Origin of the sequence: Vibrio algarum (assembly GCF_028204155.1) — a bacterium.
Classification (GTDB): domain Bacteria; phylum Pseudomonadota; class Gammaproteobacteria; order Enterobacterales; family Vibrionaceae; genus Vibrio; species Vibrio algarum.
Genome location: NZ_JAQLOI010000001.1, coordinates 567,108 through 585,959 on the forward strand (window position 1 = coordinate 567,108; position 18,852 = coordinate 585,959).

Annotated in this window: 12 protein-coding genes, 5 tRNA genes, 2 rRNA genes and 1 pseudogene; 17 read left to right on the plus strand and 3 right to left on the minus strand. The window is 43.4% G+C overall.

The genetic code is table 11. The features are described from left to right. Nucleotides 1–260 precede the first annotated feature (260 nt). The 3 genes from PGX00_RS02900 to PGX00_RS02910 all read left to right on the plus strand — a co-directional run bounded on the left by PGX00_RS02900 (nucleotide 261) and on the right by PGX00_RS02910 (nucleotide 3,528). Nucleotides 261–3,153 (plus strand): 23S ribosomal RNA (locus PGX00_RS02900). A 93-nt stretch (nucleotides 3,154–3,246) separates the two neighbouring features. Continuing rightward, nucleotides 3,247–3,362: ribosomal RNA gene (rrf, locus tag PGX00_RS02905) — 5S ribosomal RNA — on the plus strand. An 89-nt stretch (nucleotides 3,363–3,451) separates the two neighbouring features. Next, nucleotides 3,452–3,528, plus strand: a tRNA-Asp gene (locus PGX00_RS02910). A 350-nt stretch (nucleotides 3,529–3,878) separates the two neighbouring features. Here the strand turns inward: PGX00_RS02910 and pssA are convergent. Further along, nucleotides 3,879–5,227, minus strand: a pseudogene (pssA, locus tag PGX00_RS02915) (CDP-diacylglycerol--serine O-phosphatidyltransferase). A 222-nt stretch (nucleotides 5,228–5,449) separates the two neighbouring features. Further along, a complete protein-coding gene (locus PGX00_RS02920) occupies nucleotides 5,450–5,875 on the minus strand; it encodes a GNAT family N-acetyltransferase (RefSeq protein ID WP_272132660.1) in 426 nt (141 codons plus the stop codon). 65 nt (nucleotides 5,876–5,940) lie between these two features. Between PGX00_RS02920 and murB the strand changes: the two genes are divergently transcribed. Further along, nucleotides 5,941–6,981: a UDP-N-acetylmuramate dehydrogenase gene (gene murB / locus PGX00_RS02925; RefSeq protein WP_272132661.1), complete on the plus strand. Its 1,041-nt coding sequence runs from the start codon at nucleotides 5,941–5,943 to the stop codon at nucleotides 6,979–6,981. After that, entirely contained in the window at nucleotides 6,982–7,935 is a 954-nt protein-coding gene (gene birA, locus PGX00_RS02930) for a bifunctional biotin--[acetyl-CoA-carboxylase] ligase/biotin operon repressor BirA (RefSeq protein ID WP_272132662.1), read from the plus strand. Between the two features lie 22 nt (nucleotides 7,936–7,957). Here the strand turns inward: birA and coaA are convergent, their stop codons facing one another. After that, complete coding sequence (coaA, locus tag PGX00_RS02935) at nucleotides 7,958–8,881, minus strand: type I pantothenate kinase (protein WP_272132663.1); 924 nt, start codon at nucleotides 8,879–8,881, stop codon at nucleotides 7,958–7,960. A 207-nt stretch (nucleotides 8,882–9,088) separates the two neighbouring features. Between coaA and PGX00_RS02940 the strand changes: the two genes are divergently transcribed. The 12 genes from PGX00_RS02940 to rpoB all read left to right on the plus strand — a co-directional run bounded on the left by PGX00_RS02940 (nucleotide 9,089) and on the right by rpoB (nucleotide 18,747). Then, nucleotides 9,089–9,164, plus strand: a tRNA-Thr gene (locus PGX00_RS02940). Between the two features lie 39 nt (nucleotides 9,165–9,203). Next, nucleotides 9,204–9,288 (plus strand) — tRNA-Tyr (locus PGX00_RS02945). A gap of 34 nt (nucleotides 9,289–9,322) precedes the next feature. Continuing rightward, a tRNA-Gly gene (locus PGX00_RS02950) sits at nucleotides 9,323–9,397 on the plus strand. Between the two features lie 13 nt (nucleotides 9,398–9,410). Continuing rightward, a tRNA-Thr gene (locus tag PGX00_RS02955) sits at nucleotides 9,411–9,486 on the plus strand. 133 nt (nucleotides 9,487–9,619) lie between these two features. After that, entirely contained in the window at nucleotides 9,620–10,804 is a 1,185-nt protein-coding gene (gene tuf / locus PGX00_RS02960) for an elongation factor Tu (RefSeq protein ID WP_272132665.1), read from the plus strand. Nucleotides 10,805–11,032: 228 nt separating this feature from the next. Next, a complete protein-coding gene (gene secE / locus PGX00_RS02965) occupies nucleotides 11,033–11,410 on the plus strand; it encodes a preprotein translocase subunit SecE (RefSeq protein ID WP_272132667.1) in 378 nt (125 codons plus the stop codon). Between the two features lie 12 nt (nucleotides 11,411–11,422). Further along, the gene (nusG, locus tag PGX00_RS02970; RefSeq protein WP_272132668.1) at nucleotides 11,423–11,971 is read left to right on the plus strand and encodes a transcription termination/antitermination protein NusG; all 549 of its coding nucleotides are present in this window, start codon (nucleotides 11,423–11,425) and stop codon (nucleotides 11,969–11,971) included. A gap of 131 nt (nucleotides 11,972–12,102) precedes the next feature. Continuing rightward, on the plus strand, nucleotides 12,103–12,531 hold the full coding sequence (gene rplK, locus PGX00_RS02975) for a 50S ribosomal protein L11 (protein WP_195704624.1): 429 nt from the start codon (nucleotides 12,103–12,105) through the stop codon (nucleotides 12,529–12,531). A gap of 4 nt (nucleotides 12,532–12,535) precedes the next feature. After that, on the plus strand, nucleotides 12,536–13,240 hold the full coding sequence (rplA, locus tag PGX00_RS02980; RefSeq protein WP_272132669.1) for a 50S ribosomal protein L1: 705 nt from the start codon (nucleotides 12,536–12,538) through the stop codon (nucleotides 13,238–13,240). Nucleotides 13,241–13,556: 316 nt separating this feature from the next. After that, complete coding sequence (rplJ, locus tag PGX00_RS02985) at nucleotides 13,557–14,051, plus strand: 50S ribosomal protein L10 (RefSeq protein ID WP_272132671.1); 495 nt, start codon at nucleotides 13,557–13,559, stop codon at nucleotides 14,049–14,051. A 57-nt stretch (nucleotides 14,052–14,108) separates the two neighbouring features. Next, nucleotides 14,109–14,477 carry a 50S ribosomal protein L7/L12 gene (gene rplL / locus PGX00_RS02990; protein ID WP_272132672.1) on the plus strand — a complete coding sequence of 123 codons (369 nt, stop codon included), beginning with the start codon at nucleotides 14,109–14,111 and terminating at the stop codon, nucleotides 14,475–14,477. Between the two features lie 241 nt (nucleotides 14,478–14,718). Next, a complete protein-coding gene (rpoB, locus tag PGX00_RS02995) occupies nucleotides 14,719–18,747 on the plus strand; it encodes a DNA-directed RNA polymerase subunit beta (protein WP_272132674.1) in 4,029 nt (1,342 codons plus the stop codon). The last annotated feature ends 105 nt before the right edge of the window (nucleotides 18,748–18,852 follow it).

Sequence of the window (18,852 nt, forward strand, 5' to 3'; positions counted from 1 at the left end):
ATAATTGATTATTATTTGTCAAAATAAAAGTTCTCAAATCCTATTGGCTTCTTTTTAGAAAGAAAACGATAGGTACTTGTTGTTACTTCGGTAATAACAAACCAACACACATTCAAGTGTTCTTGGAAACACCTAACTTCGGTTAGATTGTTTAATATTTGAGTCCGGCAAAATCGAAAATGTTGTCTCGCTCATAATAAAGAGACAACGATTTAAAACCTTGGTTGTTTGCCATACATAAAGACCTCTTGGGGTTGTATGGTTAAGTGACTAAGCGTACACGGTGGATGCCTTGGCAGTCAGAGGCGATGAAGGACGTATTAACTTGCGATAAGCGTAGATAAGGCAGTAAAAGCCACTTGAGTCTACGATTTCCGAATGGGGAAACCCACTAGCATAAGCTAGTATTATTAACTGAATACATAGGTTAATAAGGCAAACCCGGGGAACTGAAACATCTAAGTACCCGGAGGAGTAGAAATCAACCGAGATTCCGAAAGTAGCGGCGAGCGAAATTGGATTAGCCCTTAAGCTTTTAATGATGCAGGTGAAGATTCTGGAAAGTATCGCGATACAGGGTGATAGCCCCGTAACCGACACATCATTTTAAGTGAAAACGAGTAAGGCGGGACACGTGATATCCTGTTTGAATATGGGGGGACCATCCTCCAAGGCTAAATACTACTGACTGACCGATAGTGAACCAGTACCGTGAGGGAAAGGCGAAAAGAACCCCTGTGAGGGGAGTGAAATAGAACCTGAAACCGTGTACGTACAAGCAGTAGGAGCAGGCATTGCGTCCTGTGACTGCGTACCTTTTGTATAATGGGTCAGCGACTTATATTTAGTAGCAAGGTTAACCGTATAGGGGAGCCGTAGGGAAACCGAGTCTTAACTGGGCGTCGAGTTGCTAGGTATAGACCCGAAACCAGGTGATCTAGCCATGGGCAGGTTGAAGGTTGAGTAACATCAACTGGAGGACCGAACCGACTAATGTTGAAAAATTAGCGGATGACTTGTGGCTAGGGGTGAAAGGCCAATCAAACCTGGAGATAGCTGGTTCTCCCCGAAAGCTATTTAGGTAGCGCCTCGGACGAATACTACTGGGGGTAGAGCACTGTTAAGGCTAGGGGGTCATCCCGACTTACCAACCCTTTGCAAACTCCGAATACCAGTAAGTACTATCCGGGAGACACACGGCGGGTGCTAACGTCCGTCGTGGAGAGGGAAACAACCCAGACCGCCAGCTAAGGTCCCAAAGTATAGCTAAGTGGGAAACGATGTGGGAAGGCTCAGACAGCCAGGATGTTGGCTTAGAAGCAGCCATCATTTAAAGAAAGCGTAATAGCTCACTGGTCGAGTCGGCCTGCGCGGAAGATGTAACGGGGCTAAGCTATACACCGAAGCTGCGGCAACATAATTTATTATGTTGGGTAGGGGAGCGTTCTGTAAGCCGTTGAAGGTGAACTGTAAGGTTTGCTGGAGGTATCAGAAGTGCGAATGCTGACATGAGTAACGATAATGGGGGTGAAAAACCCCCACGCCGGAAGACCAAGGGTTCCTGTCCAACGTTAATCGGGGCAGGGTAAGTCGACCCCTAAGGCGAGGCCGAAAGGCGTAGTCGATGGGAAACGGGTTAATATTCCCGTACTTCTTATAATTGCGATGGGGGGACGGAGAAGGCTAGGTGAGCCTGGCGATGGTTGTCCAGGTTCAAGGGTGTAGGCTAATTTCTTAGGTAAATCCGGGAAATTGTTAGGCTGAGACCCGATGTCGAGCCACTACGGTGGTGAAGTCATTGATGCCATGCTTCCAGGAAAAGCCTCTAAGCTTCAGATTATAAGAAATCGTACCCCAAACCGACACAGGTGGTCGGGTAGAGAATACCAAGGCGCTTGAGAGAACTCGGGTGAAGGAACTAGGCAAAATGGTACCGTAACTTCGGGAGAAGGTACGCTCTTGACGGTGAAATCCCTAGCGGATGGAGCTATCGGGAGTCGCAGATACCAGGTGGCTGCAACTGTTTATTAAAAACACAGCACTGTGCAAAATCGTAAGATGACGTATACGGTGTGACGCCTGCCCGGTGCCGGAAGGTTAATTGATGGGGTTAGTCTTAGGACGAAGCTCTTGATCGAAGCCCCGGTAAACGGCGGCCGTAACTATAACGGTCCTAAGGTAGCGAAATTCCTTGTCGGGTAAGTTCCGACCTGCACGAATGGCGTAATGATGGCCACGCTGTCTCCACCCGAGACTCAGTGAAATTGAAATCGCTGTGAAGATGCAGTGTACCCGCGGCTAGACGGAAAGACCCCGTGAACCTTTACTACAGCTTGGCACTGAACATTGACCCTACATGTGTAGGATAGGTGGGAGACTTTGAAACTTCGTCGCTAGATGGAGTGGAGTCGACCTTGAAATACCACCCTTGTATGCTTGATGTTCTAACTTAGCCCCATAATCTGGGGTGAGGACAGTGCCTGGTGGGTAGTTTGACTGGGGCGGTCTCCTCCCAAAGAGTAACGGAGGAGCACGAAGGTGGGCTAAACACGGTTGGACATCGTGTGGTTAGTGCAATGGCATAAGCCCGCTTGACTGCGAGAATGACAATTCGAGCAGGTGCGAAAGCAGGTCATAGTGATCCGGTGGTTCTGAATGGAAGGGCCATCGCTCAACGGATAAAAGGTACTCCGGGGATAACAGGCTGATACCGCCCAAGAGTTCATATCGACGGCGGTGTTTGGCACCTCGATGTCGGCTCATCACATCCTGGGGCTGAAGTCGGTCCCAAGGGTATGGCTGTTCGCCATTTAAAGTGGTACGCGAGCTGGGTTTAGAACGTCGTGAGACAGTTCGGTCCCTATCTGCCGTGGGCGTTGGAAGATTGAAGGGGGCTGCTCCTAGTACGAGAGGACCGGAGTGGACGAACCTCTGGTGTTCGGGTTGTCATGCCAATGGCATTGCCCGGTAGCTAAGTTCGGAATCGATAAGCGCTGAAAGCATCTAAGCGCGAAGCGAGCCCTGAGATGAGTCTTCCCTGGCACTTTAAGTGTCCTAAAGGGTTGTTCGAGACTAGAACGTTGATAGGCAGGGTGTGTAAGCGTTGTGAGGCGTTGAGCTAACCTGTACTAATTGCCCGTGAGGCTTAACCATACAACACCCAAGGGGTTTTGTGGACTCAATGAAAGAACATTGAATGTGTGAAGAATTTATATTTTTGTTGGCTTTTCGAATTTTAAGATTTTGCTTGGCGACCATAGCATTGTGGACCCACCTGATTCCATGCCGAACTCAGAAGTGAAACGCAATAGCGCCGATGGTAGTGTGGGGTTTCCCCATGTGAGAGTAGGACATCGCCAGGCTCTTATTCGTTTTTATCTTTTTAGAAAAGATAAAAGCAAAAATTAACAAAGCATCTAAGTCAGACTTTGTTAATGTAAGAATACCATGTGGAGTGGTAGTTCAGTTGGTTAGAATACCGGCCTGTCACGCCGGGGGTCGCGGGTTCGAGTCCCGTCCACTCCGCCATTATCTTACGCAATATATACGAAGCCTCAGCAGAAATGCTGGGGCTTTTTTGCGTTTGGTGCATAAAGAATGCCCTTTGATGTGGTCGTTCAGTTGGTTAGTTTTTTGTTAGAGGAAGCCGGCCTGTCACGCCGGAGAATGCGCGTAATTGCAGTGGAGAGCAAGTCCCGCCCACTCCGCCATTATCTTACGCAGTATATTACGAAGCCTCAGCTGAAATTCTGGGGCGTTTTTGCGTTTGCAGTATACAAATACCTAGTGGCTACCTAGAGGTATAACGGGGGTTGGTTGTCGTACGGTATTATCTGATGAGGTCATAGTTCTTTATTAGAGAGCGTTGTGTACACTCTCTAATAGAAGTTACAGGATTTTTTAAGCACTCTATCTGCTTTAACTCTAGTGATCTTTCTAATTAGTTTTTGTACTTCTATTGGATATGTGTCCATCTTATCCAACTGCTTATAGCTACCGATTAGATCGGCATGTTTTAGAATATTCTCTAGTTCTTTTTCGAATTTCTCTGTAAGAAGATTATTGTTGTCCTGAATTAATAGTGCGTTTTCAAGGTCAAGACTCCAAGCTCTCGGGTTAAGGTTATTGCCCGTCAGCAGCATATTGCATTTATCAATCCATATTCCTTTTAAATGGTAGCTGTTATTATCGTGTTTCCAAAGCTGGATAGATAATTTTCTGCTCGCCATATTGGCTTCGTTCGCTTTGGCGAATCGTCTTAGATTAATTTCATATAGATAGGGTAGGCCTGCAATGGTTCTAAAGCTTTCTTCAGGGCTAATATAGAAATCACTTGCTGTTTTGTCGCCGACTACAATAGTTACCTTTACACCACGTTTAAGTGCCTTTTTGACTTCTTTTGCTACGCTTTTAGGAAAATTAAAATAAGGCGTGCAAATCACAACCTCTTTTTTAGCCGAAGCAATAAGTTGATTAATTCTTAAATTAAGCTTATTTCGTCGTTTACCTATTCCCACTAAAGGAGTGATAGCAACTTGATTAATATTTACGGTTTCATTTTGAAACTCATACTTAGACTGAGCGAGGGAAGAGCGAAACTGACGAATGGCTAATTTTATGTCTTTAGTGGTAGGTTTATCGTCACAGCAAAGCTTATTAACTGCTGGGTGAGCCAGAATTTCGTTTTTGATAAAGCCGACCATTGAATCAGCTAGTGTGTGATTGTTGATTACATGGTAGCGATCAAAACGATATTTTTCATGAAAGTTAAGATAAATGTTATTAAGACTGGCGCCACTATAGATAACTGTATCATCTATAATAAACCCTTTTAGATGCAAAACACCGAATACTTCTCGGCCACGAACAGGTACACCGTATACTGGCACTTTTTTTCGTACTTATTTGAAAATTCTTTATAAAAACTAGCATTCCCTTCGGACTGCTCTGCACCGATTAAGCCCCTTTGTGCTCTATGCCAGTCAACACATATCGCAATGTCTAATTCAGGTTTCTCTTGTTTGACCTGATATATTGTTGATAAAACTTCTCGGCCAGCTTCATCATCTTCTAGATACAGTGCTGTAATATATATACGCTGCTTAGCATTACGAATATGTTCTAGTAAGCATTCACGAAATGCTTGCGCTGTATGCAGCACATCAAGTTGCTCTGGGTTCAAAGCGATTGTTGGCATTTGTTTGAGCGGATTATTTAACGCCATCATATAGTGCGAGTAGCCTCAGATATCAAAAAGTAAGTACAAAGAGAATTTTACCAAACAGAACCATAATGTGCCTAATAGTTACTGTATTATTTGGTAAGTGATCGTTAATGATATTGAAAAATATAGAGATTAGACACTTCTTTCTACGTTCGTTATTTAGAAACTGCGATTAGACACACTTTTGCTACAAGTCGTTGCACGTTTGATGTATTAAAAATAGCACTAAATGGAAAAACGCATAGGTGTGAGATTTTTACCGCTTTGTGAGTAGCGGTCAAATAGCTGCTTCAAAGATATTGGTAATTGACTGGGTTCAACGGCTATAAAGCCATGTTGCTGATAGAGTGGCTGAAGGTTGTGGTATGCGAAGCAATAGTCATCAACACTAAGTGTTTCACTACGGCAGTGCTGTAAAATGAGATGTCCGATCCCCATCCCCCTGCGATTAGGGGATACTAACATTCCGGTGAGTAATCTATTCTCATTTATAGTTCGTAACCTTACTACACCACATAGTTCCGATTGAAAATAAGCGACATATATTAACTCGTTACTTTTCGCTTTGGCTGACTTGTAGTGCTGCTTATACAGCTTTTGAACGAGCGGTAACATTTGTGGGTCCAATGACTTAATACTTACTTGGTTCATTCTAGACTGCGCTTATTGGGCCAATAGGGTAGAATAATAGAATTACTAGTTTATCTCCGAAACTCATGCAGATATATAAAAAAGCCAATCTAAAATCTTTTCATACTTTTAATGTCGATGTTACATGCGATGTGCTCATTGTCGTTGAGACACAAGAAGAACTCGTTTTCGCATACAAAAATGCTGAATGGGAAGCTTTACCGAAACTCTTATTGGGTAAAGGTAGTAATGTATTGTTCACCGATCATTTTAAGGGCGTAGTTATCATCAATCGTTTATTGGGAATTGATGTTTCTAACTCCGTTGATAGTTGGAAATTACATGTTAATGGTGGAGAGGATTGGCCTAATCTAGTCGCATGGACCGTTGAAGAAGGCTATTTCGGCCTTGAAAATTTAGCATTAATACCTGGTTGTGCAGGGTCGGCACCTATCCAAAATATAGGTGCTTACGGCGTAGAGTTTAAAGATGTGTGTGAGTATGTTGAAGTTCTTGACTTAGACTCTTTTTCTGTACAACGTTTGAATCGAGCCGAGTGCAAATTTGGATATCGGGATTCCATTTTTAAAAACGAGCTCTATAAAAAAGTCGTTATAGTTGCTGTAGGGTTAAAACTACCAAAAGATTGGCAGCCTATAACGAGTTATGGAAATTTAAAAGCATTGCCAAATGATGAATTAACAGCGAAACGAATCTTTGATGAAGTATGCCAAGTAAGAATGAGTAAATTACCAGACCCAATGGTCACCGGAAATGCGGGTAGCTTCTTTAAAAATCCAGTCGTAAGTACACAAAAATTCGATCAACTAAAAGCGATGTATCCAGATATGGTGGCGTATGCGAGTGGAGATGGTATGAAATTAGCCGCAGGATGGTTAATCGACCAAAGTGGATTAAAAGGTATGAGTATTGGAGGAGCTAAAGTGCATGAAGTGCAAGCTTTGGTATTGATTAATTCGGGTAATGCGACCACAAAAGACATTATTTCTCTCGCGTCAAAAGTACGTTCGACGGTATTAGATAAATATCAAATCTCACTCGAGCATGAAGTGCGTTTTTATGACTCGAACAAAGAGACCTATTTACACGAATTAGTAAGTGATTAGATGAAAGATTACAGCGTTAAACTCAATATCATCAAAAAGCTATCTTCCGCAGAATTCGTTTCAGGTGAAGTATTAGGTACTGAATTAGGCATTTCCCGTGCGGCCATAGGAAAACAAATAAAGGGCATTATATCTTGGGGGCTAGACATATATAGCGTTCAGGGTAAAGGGTATCGTTTATCAAAGCCTATTCAACTCTTAGATAAAACCAAGATAGAAAAACTCACACCGGGAAATATCGATTTGATACCAGTGATTGAATCTACTAATCAGTATTTACTCGATAGAACTGATATTTTGGAAAGTGGTTCGGTCTGTATTGCAGAATATCAATCCAATGGAAGAGGTAGGCGTGGACGCGAATGGGTGTCTCCTTTTGGTACCAATCTTTATCTTTCCATGTATTGGCGCTTAGAAGCCGGTATGGCGGCTTCCATGGGACTTAGTTTGGTTGTTGGCGTTGCTGTCGTTGAAGCTTTAGAGTCCTTGGGCTTATATGGCATAAAACTTAAGTGGCCAAATGACCTCTACTATGAAGACAAGAAACTGGCTGGAATATTGGTTGAAATGAATGGTCAAGCCGGTGGTGCTGCTAACTTGGTTATTGGTATGGGCATGAATATCCATATGCCTGAGGCAACCCAAGGAATTGATCAACCTTGGACTTCATTGTCTGAAGTGTCCGCGAAATTACCAGAAAGAAATCTTCTAGCTGCAGCCCTGATTAACGCTTGGAATACTGCGTTAGAGAACTATGAAGTTGAGGGGATGAAGGGGTTTGCTGAAAGATGGAACAGACTTGACAATTTTATCGATCGGCCGGCTAGATTAATCATGGGAAAGAAAGAAATATGTGGCGTAGTACGCGGAATTAATGAGCAAGGCGCGATACTACTTGAAACAGAGAATGGCATTGAAAGCTATATTGGTGGCGAAATCTCATTGCGACAATGAACATTACTGGAACGGATAGATTCTATTTTCGGAGTAGGATCTCTTCTACCATATGGTTGCCACCTTTTTTGAGGATCAACTGGGCTCGTTCTCTTGTAGGCAATATGTTTTGCTCTAGATTTTTGCCGTTTATTTTAGTCCAAATATCCATGGCTTTATTGAGCGATTCTTGCTCTGTTAATGAGGTGTAGTGAGAAAAGTAGGAGCCTGGTTTTTTAAAGGCGCTTTCTCTAAATTTCATAAAACGTTCGACATACCACTTCTCAATCTGATGAACTTCAGCATCAACGAAAATAGAAAAATCCACGAAGTCAGAAACAAATACTCGATGCGGATCATGGGCATAATCCATCCCGCTTTGTAATACATTCAAGCCTTCAATGATCAACACATCTGGAAGATCAACAACTTTTTCTTCATCTGTAATATCGTAGGTTATATGTGAATATACGGGGGCAGTTACGTGTCTTTTACAGGCTTTAATATCCGAAACAAACTGCACAAGGCTTTTCATATCATAGGATTCAGGGAACCCTTTTTTCACCATTAATTCACGTTCGTTTAGTACCTTGTTAGGTAATAAAAAACCGTCAGTAGTAATGAGCTCTACCTTTGGGTGCATGTCCCAGCGTGATAATAGTGCCTTAAGCAAACGAGCTGTAGTACTTTTGCCAACTGCGACACTACCGGCTATCCCGATCACAAAAGGAGGCGAATGCTCGGATTTATTTAAAAAATCATTTAATACCGAATTCCTACTTTGTCGGGCTGAAATATAGAGGTTAAGCAGGCGAGTTAGTGGCAAATAAATCTCGACAGCTTCCTGCATGGTGAGCTTTTCATTGATGCCTTGGAGCTCTTTTAGATCATCTTCAGATAGAGTCATAGGCACTGAATTTCTCAGTTCCGCCCAGTGGTTGCGACTAAAAGACATAAAAGGGCTCATAAAAACTCAGCATAAACAGATTAGGAAGTGAGAAAAATACATCAACTAAAAATGAATTCAAGGGACTTGAGCTACATATCGATGATTATTAGCTATAAATGGCATAAAAAATGGTCTAAAAAGTAGAAACTTTAGGAAAAGGACATTTTTTTTAAATTTCCTATTGCAAGGTAAAAGATCATCCCATAGAATGCGCTCCACTTATGTGCCGACTTAGCTCAGTAGGTAGAGCAACTGACTTGTAATCAGTAGGTCACCAGTTCGATTCCGGTAGTCGGCACCATTTTTTAAAAGTAAAGAGCTTTTAAGAAAGAGAAATTTTGGAGGGGTTCCCGAGTGGCCAAAGGGAGCAGACTGTAAATCTGCCGGCTCCGCCTTCGATGGTTCGAATCCGTCCCCCTCCACCATATTCTTAAAGAAATAGCTCTCAGAGTTACGCGTGCGTGCATCGTATAATGGCTATTACCTCAGCCTTCCAAGCTGATGATGCGGGTTCGATTCCCGCTGCACGCTCCAACTTATTATGAGTGCTGATATAGCTCAGTCGGTAGAGCGCACCCTTGGTAAGGGTGAGGTCCCCAGTTCAAATCTGGGTATCAGCACCAGCTCTGAAATATCTATTTCCTTTTGACGCCTTTTGATGGTTAAGAGTATTTAATCACTAAAAGTTAAATTACCAAGTATTTTTGGTTGCGTGGTCATCAAAGCCACCTAAATCCGTACCTAGAGGGACAACTCATGTCTAAAGAAAAATTTGAACGTACGAAACCGCACGTAAACGTTGGTACTATCGGCCACGTTGACCACGGTAAAACAACTCTAACTGCTGCAATCTGTACTACTCTTGCTAAAGTGTACGGCGGTGTTGCGAAGGACTTCGCATCAATCGATAACGCTCCAGAAGAGCGTGAGCGCGGTATCACAATCGCTACTTCTCACGTAGAGTACGATACACCAGCACGTCACTACGCACACGTAGACTGCCCAGGACACGCGGATTATGTTAAAAACATGATCACAGGTGCTGCGCAAATGGACGGCGGTATCCTAGTAGTAGCTGCGACAGATGGCCCAATGCCACAAACTCGTGAGCACATCCTACTTGGTCGTCAGGTTGGTATCCCTTACATCATCGTGTTCATGAACAAATGTGACATGGTAGATGACGAAGAACTACTAGAACTAGTAGAAATGGAAGTTCGTGAACTTCTTTCTGAGTATGAATTCCCAGGTGATGACCTTCCAGTAATTCAAGGTTCAGCTCTAGGTGCACTTAACGGTGAGAAAGAGTGGGAAGACAAGATTGTTGAACTAGCAGAAGCGCTAGACTCATACATCCCAGAACCAGAGCGTGCAGTAGACCAACCGTTCCTACTACCAATTGAAGATGTATTCTCAATTCAAGGTCGTGGTACAGTGGTAACTGGCCGTATCGAACGTGGTATCCTAAACGTAGGTGACGAAGTTGCTATCGTAGGTATCAAAGAAACAACAACTACAACCTGTACAGGTGTAGAGATGTTCCGTAAGCTTCTAGACGAAGGTCGTGCGGGAGAGAACGTTGGTGCCCTTTTACGTGGTACTAAGCGTGAAGACGTAGAGCGTGGTCAAGTATTGGCAGCTCCGGGTTCAATCACTCCACACACTAAGTTTGAATCAGAAGTATACGTACTGTCTAAAGATGAAGGTGGCCGTCATACTCCATTCTTCAAAGGTTACCGTCCACAGTTCTACTTCCGTACAACTGACGTAACAGGCGACATCACTCTACCTGAAGGTGTAGAGATGGTAATGCCAGGTGACAACATCCAAATGACGGTTGAGCTAATTGCTCCAATCGCAATGGATGAAGGTCTACGCTTCGCAATCCGTGAAGGTGGCCGTACAGTTGGTGCTGGTGTTGTTGCTAAAATCTTCGAATAAGATTTGACGAACCGCTAGTAAAAAGGGCATCATTTGATGCCCTTTTTAAGCACAAGATAAAAGGATTGGTTAAGTTAGTGCCAATCTTATTGAAAAACAAAGAATTTTTAAGTCAAGATGTTAATGTTGGCTTCTAGGTACGTCGATTTATTAGACGTATAAAAGAATGAGCCCTGCAGCAGCGGGGTTGTTGTCGTCTATAGTTAAGACTTGTAACAGGTTGGTTTTATGAACGCAAACGCTGAAACTCCTAATAGCTCAAGTGCAGCAGATACATTTAAGTGGATTATCGCTTTTGCTCTGCTAGCCGCTGCTGTAGTGGGTAATTACCTGTATGGTGAAATGTCTGTTGTTATACGTGTAGCTGGAGTTGTTGTTTTATTCGCATCTGCTCTTGGTATCGCGGCGACGACGGTGAAAGGAAAAGCAGCGATCAGTTTTGCACGCGAATCTCGTATGGAAGTTCGCAAGGTAGTTTGGCCTACTCGCCAAGAGACCATGCAAACAACACTGATCGTATTAGTCGTATGTATTATTATGGCTTTAATACTTTGGGGAATTGACGGCATTATGGTTCGTCTAGTTTCCTTAGTTACTGGTGCATGAGGGTTTTAATTCATGAGTGAAGCTCCAAAAAAACGTTGGTATGTGGTTCAGGCCTTTTCTGGTTATGAAGGTCGTGTGGCTCAATCTCTTCGTGAGCATATTAAAATGCACACGATGGAAGATTACTTCGGTGAAGTTCTAGTTCCTACTGAAGAAGTAGTAGAAATGCGCGCTGGCCAACGCCGTAAGAGTGAACGCAAGTTCTTCCCAGGTTATGTTCTTGTTCAAATGTTGATGAATGACGAGTCATGGCACCTTGTACGCAGCGTTCCACGTGTAATGGGCTTCATTGGTGGTACTTCTGACCGTCCAGCTCCTATCACTGATAAAGAAGCTGATGCCATTTTAAACCGCCTAGAACAAGCGAGCGAAGCTCCTCGTCCTAAGACTATGTTTGAGGCAGGTGAAGTCGTACGTGTTAACGATGGTCCATTCGCAGATTTTAATGGTACTGTTGAAGAAGTGGATTACGAGAAGAGCCGCATTAAAGTGTCTGTTTCGATCTTTGGTCGTGCAACACCAGTTGAGCTTGAATTTGGTCAAGTTGAGAAACTTGATTAAAAAAACATCTTTTTAGACTTGTTTAAGGCGCGAAATGTGATTATAATTTCGCGCCTTTTTACAGGTTATTATTGAAAAAGCGGGGAGCTGATCAAAAGATTGGCGTTTGAACCCAAGCATTAGGAAATATCATGGCTAAGAAAGTTGAAGCTTATATCAAGCTGCAAGTTGCAGCGGGTATGGCGAACCCAAGTCCACCAGTTGGTCCTGCTCTAGGTCAACACGGTGTAAACATCATGGAATTCTGTAAAGCGTTTAACGCAAAAACAGAATCTGTTGAGAAAGGTCTACCGATCCCAGTTGTTATCTCTGTATACAGCGACCGTTCTTTCACGTTCGAAACTAAGACACCACCGGCAGCCGTTCTTCTTAAGAAGGCAGCAGGCGTTAAGTCTGGTTCTGGTCGTCCAAATACTGAGAAAGTTGGTACTGTAACTGACGCTCAACTGCAAGAAATTGCAGAAACAAAAGCTGCAGATATGACTGGCGCAGACGTTGAAGCAATGAAACGTTCTATCGCAGGTACTGCTCGTTCAATGGGCCTAGTGGTAGAGGGTTAAGATCATGGCAAAACTAACTAAACGCATGCGCGTAATCCGCGACAAAGTTGACGTAACTAAAGAATACGAAATTAACGAAGCTGTTGCACTTCTTAAAGAGCTAGCTACTGCTAAGTTCGTTGAAAGTGTTGATGTGGCAGTTAATCTTGGTATTGACGCTCGTAAATCTGACCAAAACGTACGTGGCGCAACTGTGCTACCTCACGGTACTGGCCGTGAAATCCGCGTTGCAGTGTTCACTCAAGGTGCTAACGCTGAAGCAGCTAAAGAAGCTGGCGCAGATATCGTAGGTATGGAAGATCTTGCTGAGCAAGTTAAAAAAGGCGTTATGGACTTTGACGTTGTTGTTGCTTCTCCAGACGCAATGCGCGTTGTTGGACAACTAGGTACTATCCTAGGTCCACGCGGTCTTATGCCAAACCCTAAAGTTGGTACAGTAACACCTAATGTTGCACAAGCAGTTAAGAATGCTAAAGCAGGTCAGGTTCGTTACCGTAACGACAAAAACGGCATCATCCACACTACTATCGGTAAAGCTTCTTTCGAAACAGCCCAACTACAAGAGAACTTAGAAGCTCTTTTAGTAGCGCTTAAGAAAGCTAAACCGTCTTCAGCGAAAGGTGTTTTCCTGAAGAAAGTAAGCCTATCTACTACGATGGGTGCTGGTGTTGCAGTTGACCAGGCTAGCTTGAACACAGCAACAAACTAATTTGCATAGGCGCAGCATTGATGTATAATTTTGCGCCTATTTAATTTGTGGTTGGAACTGCTTTCTTACGAGTATATTTTGATTTTTTGACTAGTTAAAGAGTCGAAATAACTCAAATATTGCAGTTTCCGTCCAAGACCGTAGGCGTTTTTATCCTTGTGATTAAGACTTAATAATTACCTACGTAGACGGTGCCCGAACTGAAGAAAGCCAAGCTTTATTTAGATTGTCTTTTCTCTGGGAATGCACCGTATTAACTCCCGATATTTATTTATGAGTATTGGGTGGTGTAACGACAACCAGGAGTAAATCCAAGATGGCTTTAAACCTTCAAGACAAAAAAGCAATTGTTGCTGAAGTCAACGAAGCAGCCGGTGATGCACTTTCTGCAGTTGTAGCTGACTCTCGTGGCGTTACTGTTGGCGCGATGACTTCTCTACGTAAACAAGCTCGTGAAGCGGGTGTTTACATGAGAGTTGTTCGCAACACACTAGCACGTCGCGCTGTAGAAGGTACAGACTACGAATGTCTACAAGACGTATTCGTAGGTCCAACTTTGATCGCTTTTTCTAACGAGCACCCAGGTGCTGCTGCGCGTATCTTTAAAGATTTCGCGAAAGAGAATAAAGCATTTGAGATCAAAGCTGCTGCATTTGAAGGCGTAGTTACTGACGCTGATGTATTGGCGACACTACCAACTTACGACGAAGCTATTGCACGCCTAATGATGTGCATGAAAGAAGCTTCAGCTGGCAAGCTGGTACGTACAATCGCTGCTGTTCGCGATCAGAAAGAAGAAGTTGCGGCGTAAGCCTTGCTTTTTACTGATTGCAAAATAAACTAATTGTTGACTTAAAAGAGAATTGTTATGTCTATTACTAACGAACAAATCCTAGATGCAGTTGCAGAAATGTCTGTAATGCAAGTTGTAGAGCTTATCGAAGCTATGGAAGAAAAATTCGGCGTTTCTGCTGCAGCAGCTGTTGTTGCTGGTGGCGCTGCTGCTGGTGAAGCTGCAGAAGAGCAAACTGAATTTGACGTAATGCTTACTGCTGTTGGCGGTAACAAAGTATCTGTTATCAAAGCAGTACGTGGCGCTACAGGTCTAGGCCTTAAAGAAGCTAAGGGCCTAGTTGATAGCGCTCCAGCTGCTGTTAAAGAAGCTGTATCTAAAGAAGAAGCAGAAACACTAAAAGCGACTCTAGAAGAAGCTGGTGCTACTGTTGAAGTTAAGTAATAATTACTTAGCTTAGCCGAAAGGCTAATGGCTGGTGGTTTTATAACCACCGGCCTTTTTGCGCTGTAGGGCGTTGGCGAATTTTCCTGCTGTTTAGTTGCCAATGTACCATGCAAAAAAACCGCTATGTAAGTCAGCTTGCATAGGGTCTACAGTAAACAGTTGCTAGTACTGCCCCGCTCTTTTCGTTTAGAAAATGATTGGGTAGATTGGGTCACTTATCAGCGAGCTGAGGAACCCCATGGTTTACTCTTATACCGAGAAAAAGCGCATCCGTAAGGATTTTGGTACTCGTCCACAAGTTTTGGACATTCCATATTTGCTATCAATCCAGCTCGATTCTTTCGATAAATTTATCGATCAGGATCCCGAGGGACAACACGGTCTTGAAGCCGCTTTTCGTTCTGTATTTCCTATTCAGAGCTATAACGGCAATTCTGAGCTGCAATACGTTAGCTACCGTCTTGGTGAACCAGTTTTTGATGTTAAAGAATGTCAAATTCGTGGTGTAACTTATTCAAAACCATTGCGCGTAAAATTACGCCTTGTTGTATTTGATAGAGATGCACCGGCAGGTACCGTAAAAGACATTAAAGAACAAGAAGTCTACATGGGCGAAATCCCATTGATGACTGATAATGGTACCTTTGTAATAAATGGTACTGAGAGGGTTATCGTATCCCAGCTGCACCGAAGCCCAGGCGTGTTCTTCGACAGCGATAAGGGTAAAACCCACTCATCAGGTAAAGTTTTATATAACGCACGCGTTATCCCTTACCGTGGCTCATGGCTAGACTTTGAGTTCGATCCTAAGGATAACTTGTACGTACGAATCGACCGTCGTCGTAAGCTACCTGCATCTATCATTCTTCGTGCACTACAGAAAACGACAGAAGAGATCTTAGATATCTTCTTCGAAAAAGTGAACTTCGAAGTAAAAGACCAAACTCTGATGATGGAGTTGGTTCCTGATCGCCTGCGTGGTGAAACGGCAAACTTTGATATTGAAGCAAACGGTAAGACTTATATCGAAACTGGTCGTCGTGTTACGGCTCGTCATATACGTAATCTTGAAAAAGATGGTATCGAGTTCATCGAAGTACCTGTTGAGTACATCGTTGGTAAGATAGCTTCAAAAGATTATATCAATGAAGATACTGGCGAGATTATCGTAGCAGCAAACCAAGAGATAAGCTTAGAAGCATTAGCTAATCTTTCTCAAGCTGGTCACAAAAATTTACAGGTATTGTTCACCAATGATCTAGACCACGGTCCGTTCATGTCAGACACATTACGTGTCGATAGCACGGTTGACCGTATTTCTGCGTTAGTTGAAATCTATCGCATGATGCGTCCTGGTGAGCCACCAACAAAAGAAGCAGCAGAAGCTTTATTCCAAAGCTTATTCTTCGCTGAAGAACGTTATGACTTGTCGACTGTAGGTCGCATGAAGTTTAACAGTTCTATCGGACGCGATGATGCCGGTGAGCAAGGTATTCTTGACGAAACTGACATCATCGAAGTGATGAAGAAGCTAATAGGCATTCGTAACGGTAAAGGTGAAGTGGATGATATTGACCACTTAGGAAACCGCCGTATTCGAAGCGTAGGTGAAATGGCTGAAAACCAATTCCGTGTTGGTTTAGTACGTGTTGAACGTGCTGTAAAAGAGCGTTTGAGCCTTGGTGACCTTGATGCAATCATGCCTCAAGATCTAATCAACGCTAAACCTATTTCTGCCGCTGTTAAAGAATTCTTTGGCTCTTCACAGCTTTCACAGTTTATGGACCAAAACAACCCGTTATCAGAAGTGACGCATAAACGTCGTATTTCTGCTTTGGGTCCTGGTGGTCTTACTCGTGAACGCGCAGGTTTTGAAGTACGTGATGTTCACGTAACTCACTACGGTCGCCTATGTCCGATCGAAACGCCTGAAGGTCCAAACATCGGTCTAATTAACTCACTGTCTGCGTTTGCACGTTGTAACGATTTCGGTTTCCTAGAAACTCCTTATCGTCGTGTTGTAGATGGTATTGTGACTGACGAAGTTGATTATTTATCAGCTATCGAAGAAGGTCAGTTCATCATCGCTCAGGCGAACTCTGCACTAACTGAGACAAATTCTTTTGGTGAAGAACTTGTTACAGCTCGTCAGAAAGGTGAATCTGGTCTTCACCCACGTGACCAAGTTAACTACATGGACGTTGCAACCAACCAGGTTGTATCTGTCGCTGCATCGCTTATCCCGTTCCTTGAACATGATGATGCGAACCGTGCACTTATGGGTGCAAACATGCAACGTCAGGCCGTTCCGACATTACGCGCAGATAAACCTCTTGTAGGTACTGGTATCGAGCGTAACGTAGCGGTTGACTCCGGTGTTACAGCTGTAGCTAAACGTGGTGGTACTGTTCAGTCAGTAGATGCGTCTCGTATCGTAGTTAAGGTTAACGAAAGTGAATTAGTACCAGGCGAAGCCGGTATCGACATTTACAACCTAACTAAATACACGCGTTCTAACCAGAATACTTGTATTAACCAACGCCCAACCGTGTTACCTGGTGAACCAGTAGCAAAAGGTGATGTAATTGCTGATGGTCCTTCAACAGACCTCGGTGAATTGGCGCTTGGTCAAAATATTCGCTTGGCATTTATGCCTTGGAACGGTTACAACTTTGAGGATTCGATCCTCGTTTCTGAGCGTGTCGTTCAGGAAGACCGTTTCACGACTATCCACATCCAAGAATTATCTTGTGTGGCGCGTGATACTAAGCTGGGATCTGAAGAGATCACTGCGGATATTCCAAACGTAGGTGAGTCTGCTCTGTCTAAACTAGACGAATCAGGTATCGTTTATATTGGTGCTGAAGTTAAGGGTGGCGACATCCTAGTTGGTAAAGTGACACCTAAAGGTGAAACTCAGCTGACTCCTGAAGAGAAACTCCTACGAGCTATCTTCGGTGAAAAAGCATCAGACGTTAAAGATACATCACTGCGTGTACCAAACTCTGTTTCAGGTACGATTATTGATGTTCAAGTCTTCACTCGTGATGGCGTTGAAAAAGATAAGCGTGCACTAGAAATTGAACAAATGCAGCTTAAAGAAGCGAAGAAAGACCTTACTGAAGAGTTTGAAATTCTTGAAGGTGGTCTACTTGCTCGAGTTAGAGCTGTACTTGTTGCAGGCGGTTACTCTGAAGCTAAACTTGACTCTATTCACCGTAAACAGTGGTTAGAGCAAACGTTAGAAGACGATGAGCTTCAATCACAGCTTGAGCAACTTGCTGAGCAGTGGGATGAGCTTAAAGCAGATTTCGATAAGAAGTTTGAAAACAAACGTCGTAAGATCACTCAAGGTGACGATTTAGCACCTGGTGTACTTAAGATTGTTAAAGTTTATCTAGCGGTTAAGCGTCGTATCCAACCTGGTGATAAGATGGCCGGTCGTCACGGTAACAAGGGTGTAATCTCTAAGATTAACCCTGTTGAAGACATGCCTTACGATGAAAAAGGTCAGCCTGTTGACATCGTACTTAACCCACTAGGTGTACCGTCTCGTATGAACATTGGTCAGATCCTTGAAGTTCATATGGGTCTAGCTGCGAAAGGTATCGGTGACAAGATCAACCAAATGCTTAAGGAACAGCAAGAACTTGCTCGATTCCGTGAGTTTTTACAAAAGGTTTATGATCTTGGTGATACGCGTCAGACAGTAGACATTGCGGCTCTATCTGATGATGAAGTTCGTACACTGGTGAAAAACCTACGTGGTGGCTTACCTATTGCGACTCCGGTATTTGATGGTGCTCCAGAATCTTCAATCAAAGAGCTATTGAAATTGGGTGACTTACCAGAATCTGGTCAGTTGCGCTTATTTGATGGTCGTACTGGTGATGAATTTGAGCGTCCTGTAACTGTTGGTTACATGTACATGCTTAAACTGAACCACCTTGTTGATGACAAGATGCATGCACGTTCGACGGGTTCTTACAGCCTCGTAACTCAGCAACCACTTGGTGGTAAAGCTCAGTTCGGTGGACAGCGTTTCGGTGAGATGGAAGTATGGGCACTAGAAGCATACGGTGCTGCTTACACTCTACAAGAAATGTTGACTGTTAAGTCCGATGACGTGAATGGTCGTACTAAGATGTATAAAAACATCGTAGACGGAAACCATAGCATGGAACCTGGTATGCCTGAGTCGTTCAACGTACTGTTGAAAGAGATTCGCTCACTAGGTATCAACATCGAGCTAGAAGACGAAGAGTAATCCCGTTTCCCTATAAAGACTCTTTATAGGGATGGAACAGGATTATCGGTAGAAAGGTTCTCGTTATTGAATGGTTAATCCATCTAGCGGGTTCCTTTTAACTCC

Excerpts from the sequence above, each read along its gene's own strand:
- PGX00_RS02920 (WP_272132660.1), bottom strand. The coding sequence starts at position 5,875 with ATGAACCAAGTAAGTATTAAGTCATTGGACCCACAAATGTTACCGCTC.
- murB (WP_272132661.1), top strand. The coding sequence starts at position 5,941 with ATGCAGATATATAAAAAAGCCAATCTAAAATCTTTTCATACTTTTAAT.
- birA (WP_272132662.1), top strand. The coding sequence starts at position 6,982 with ATGAAAGATTACAGCGTTAAACTCAATATCATCAAAAAGCTATCTTCC.
- coaA (WP_272132663.1), bottom strand. The coding sequence starts at position 8,881 with ATGAGCCCTTTTATGTCTTTTAGTCGCAACCACTGGGCGGAACTGAGA.
- tuf (WP_272132665.1), top strand. The coding sequence starts at position 9,620 with ATGTCTAAAGAAAAATTTGAACGTACGAAACCGCACGTAAACGTTGGT.
- secE (WP_272132667.1), top strand. The coding sequence starts at position 11,033 with ATGAACGCAAACGCTGAAACTCCTAATAGCTCAAGTGCAGCAGATACA.
- nusG (WP_272132668.1), top strand. The coding sequence starts at position 11,423 with ATGAGTGAAGCTCCAAAAAAACGTTGGTATGTGGTTCAGGCCTTTTCT.
- rplK (WP_195704624.1), top strand. The coding sequence starts at position 12,103 with ATGGCTAAGAAAGTTGAAGCTTATATCAAGCTGCAAGTTGCAGCGGGT.
- rplA (WP_272132669.1), top strand. The coding sequence starts at position 12,536 with ATGGCAAAACTAACTAAACGCATGCGCGTAATCCGCGACAAAGTTGAC.
- rplJ (WP_272132671.1), top strand. The coding sequence starts at position 13,557 with ATGGCTTTAAACCTTCAAGACAAAAAAGCAATTGTTGCTGAAGTCAAC.
- rplL (WP_272132672.1), top strand. The coding sequence starts at position 14,109 with ATGTCTATTACTAACGAACAAATCCTAGATGCAGTTGCAGAAATGTCT.
- rpoB (WP_272132674.1), top strand. The coding sequence starts at position 14,719 with ATGGTTTACTCTTATACCGAGAAAAAGCGCATCCGTAAGGATTTTGGT.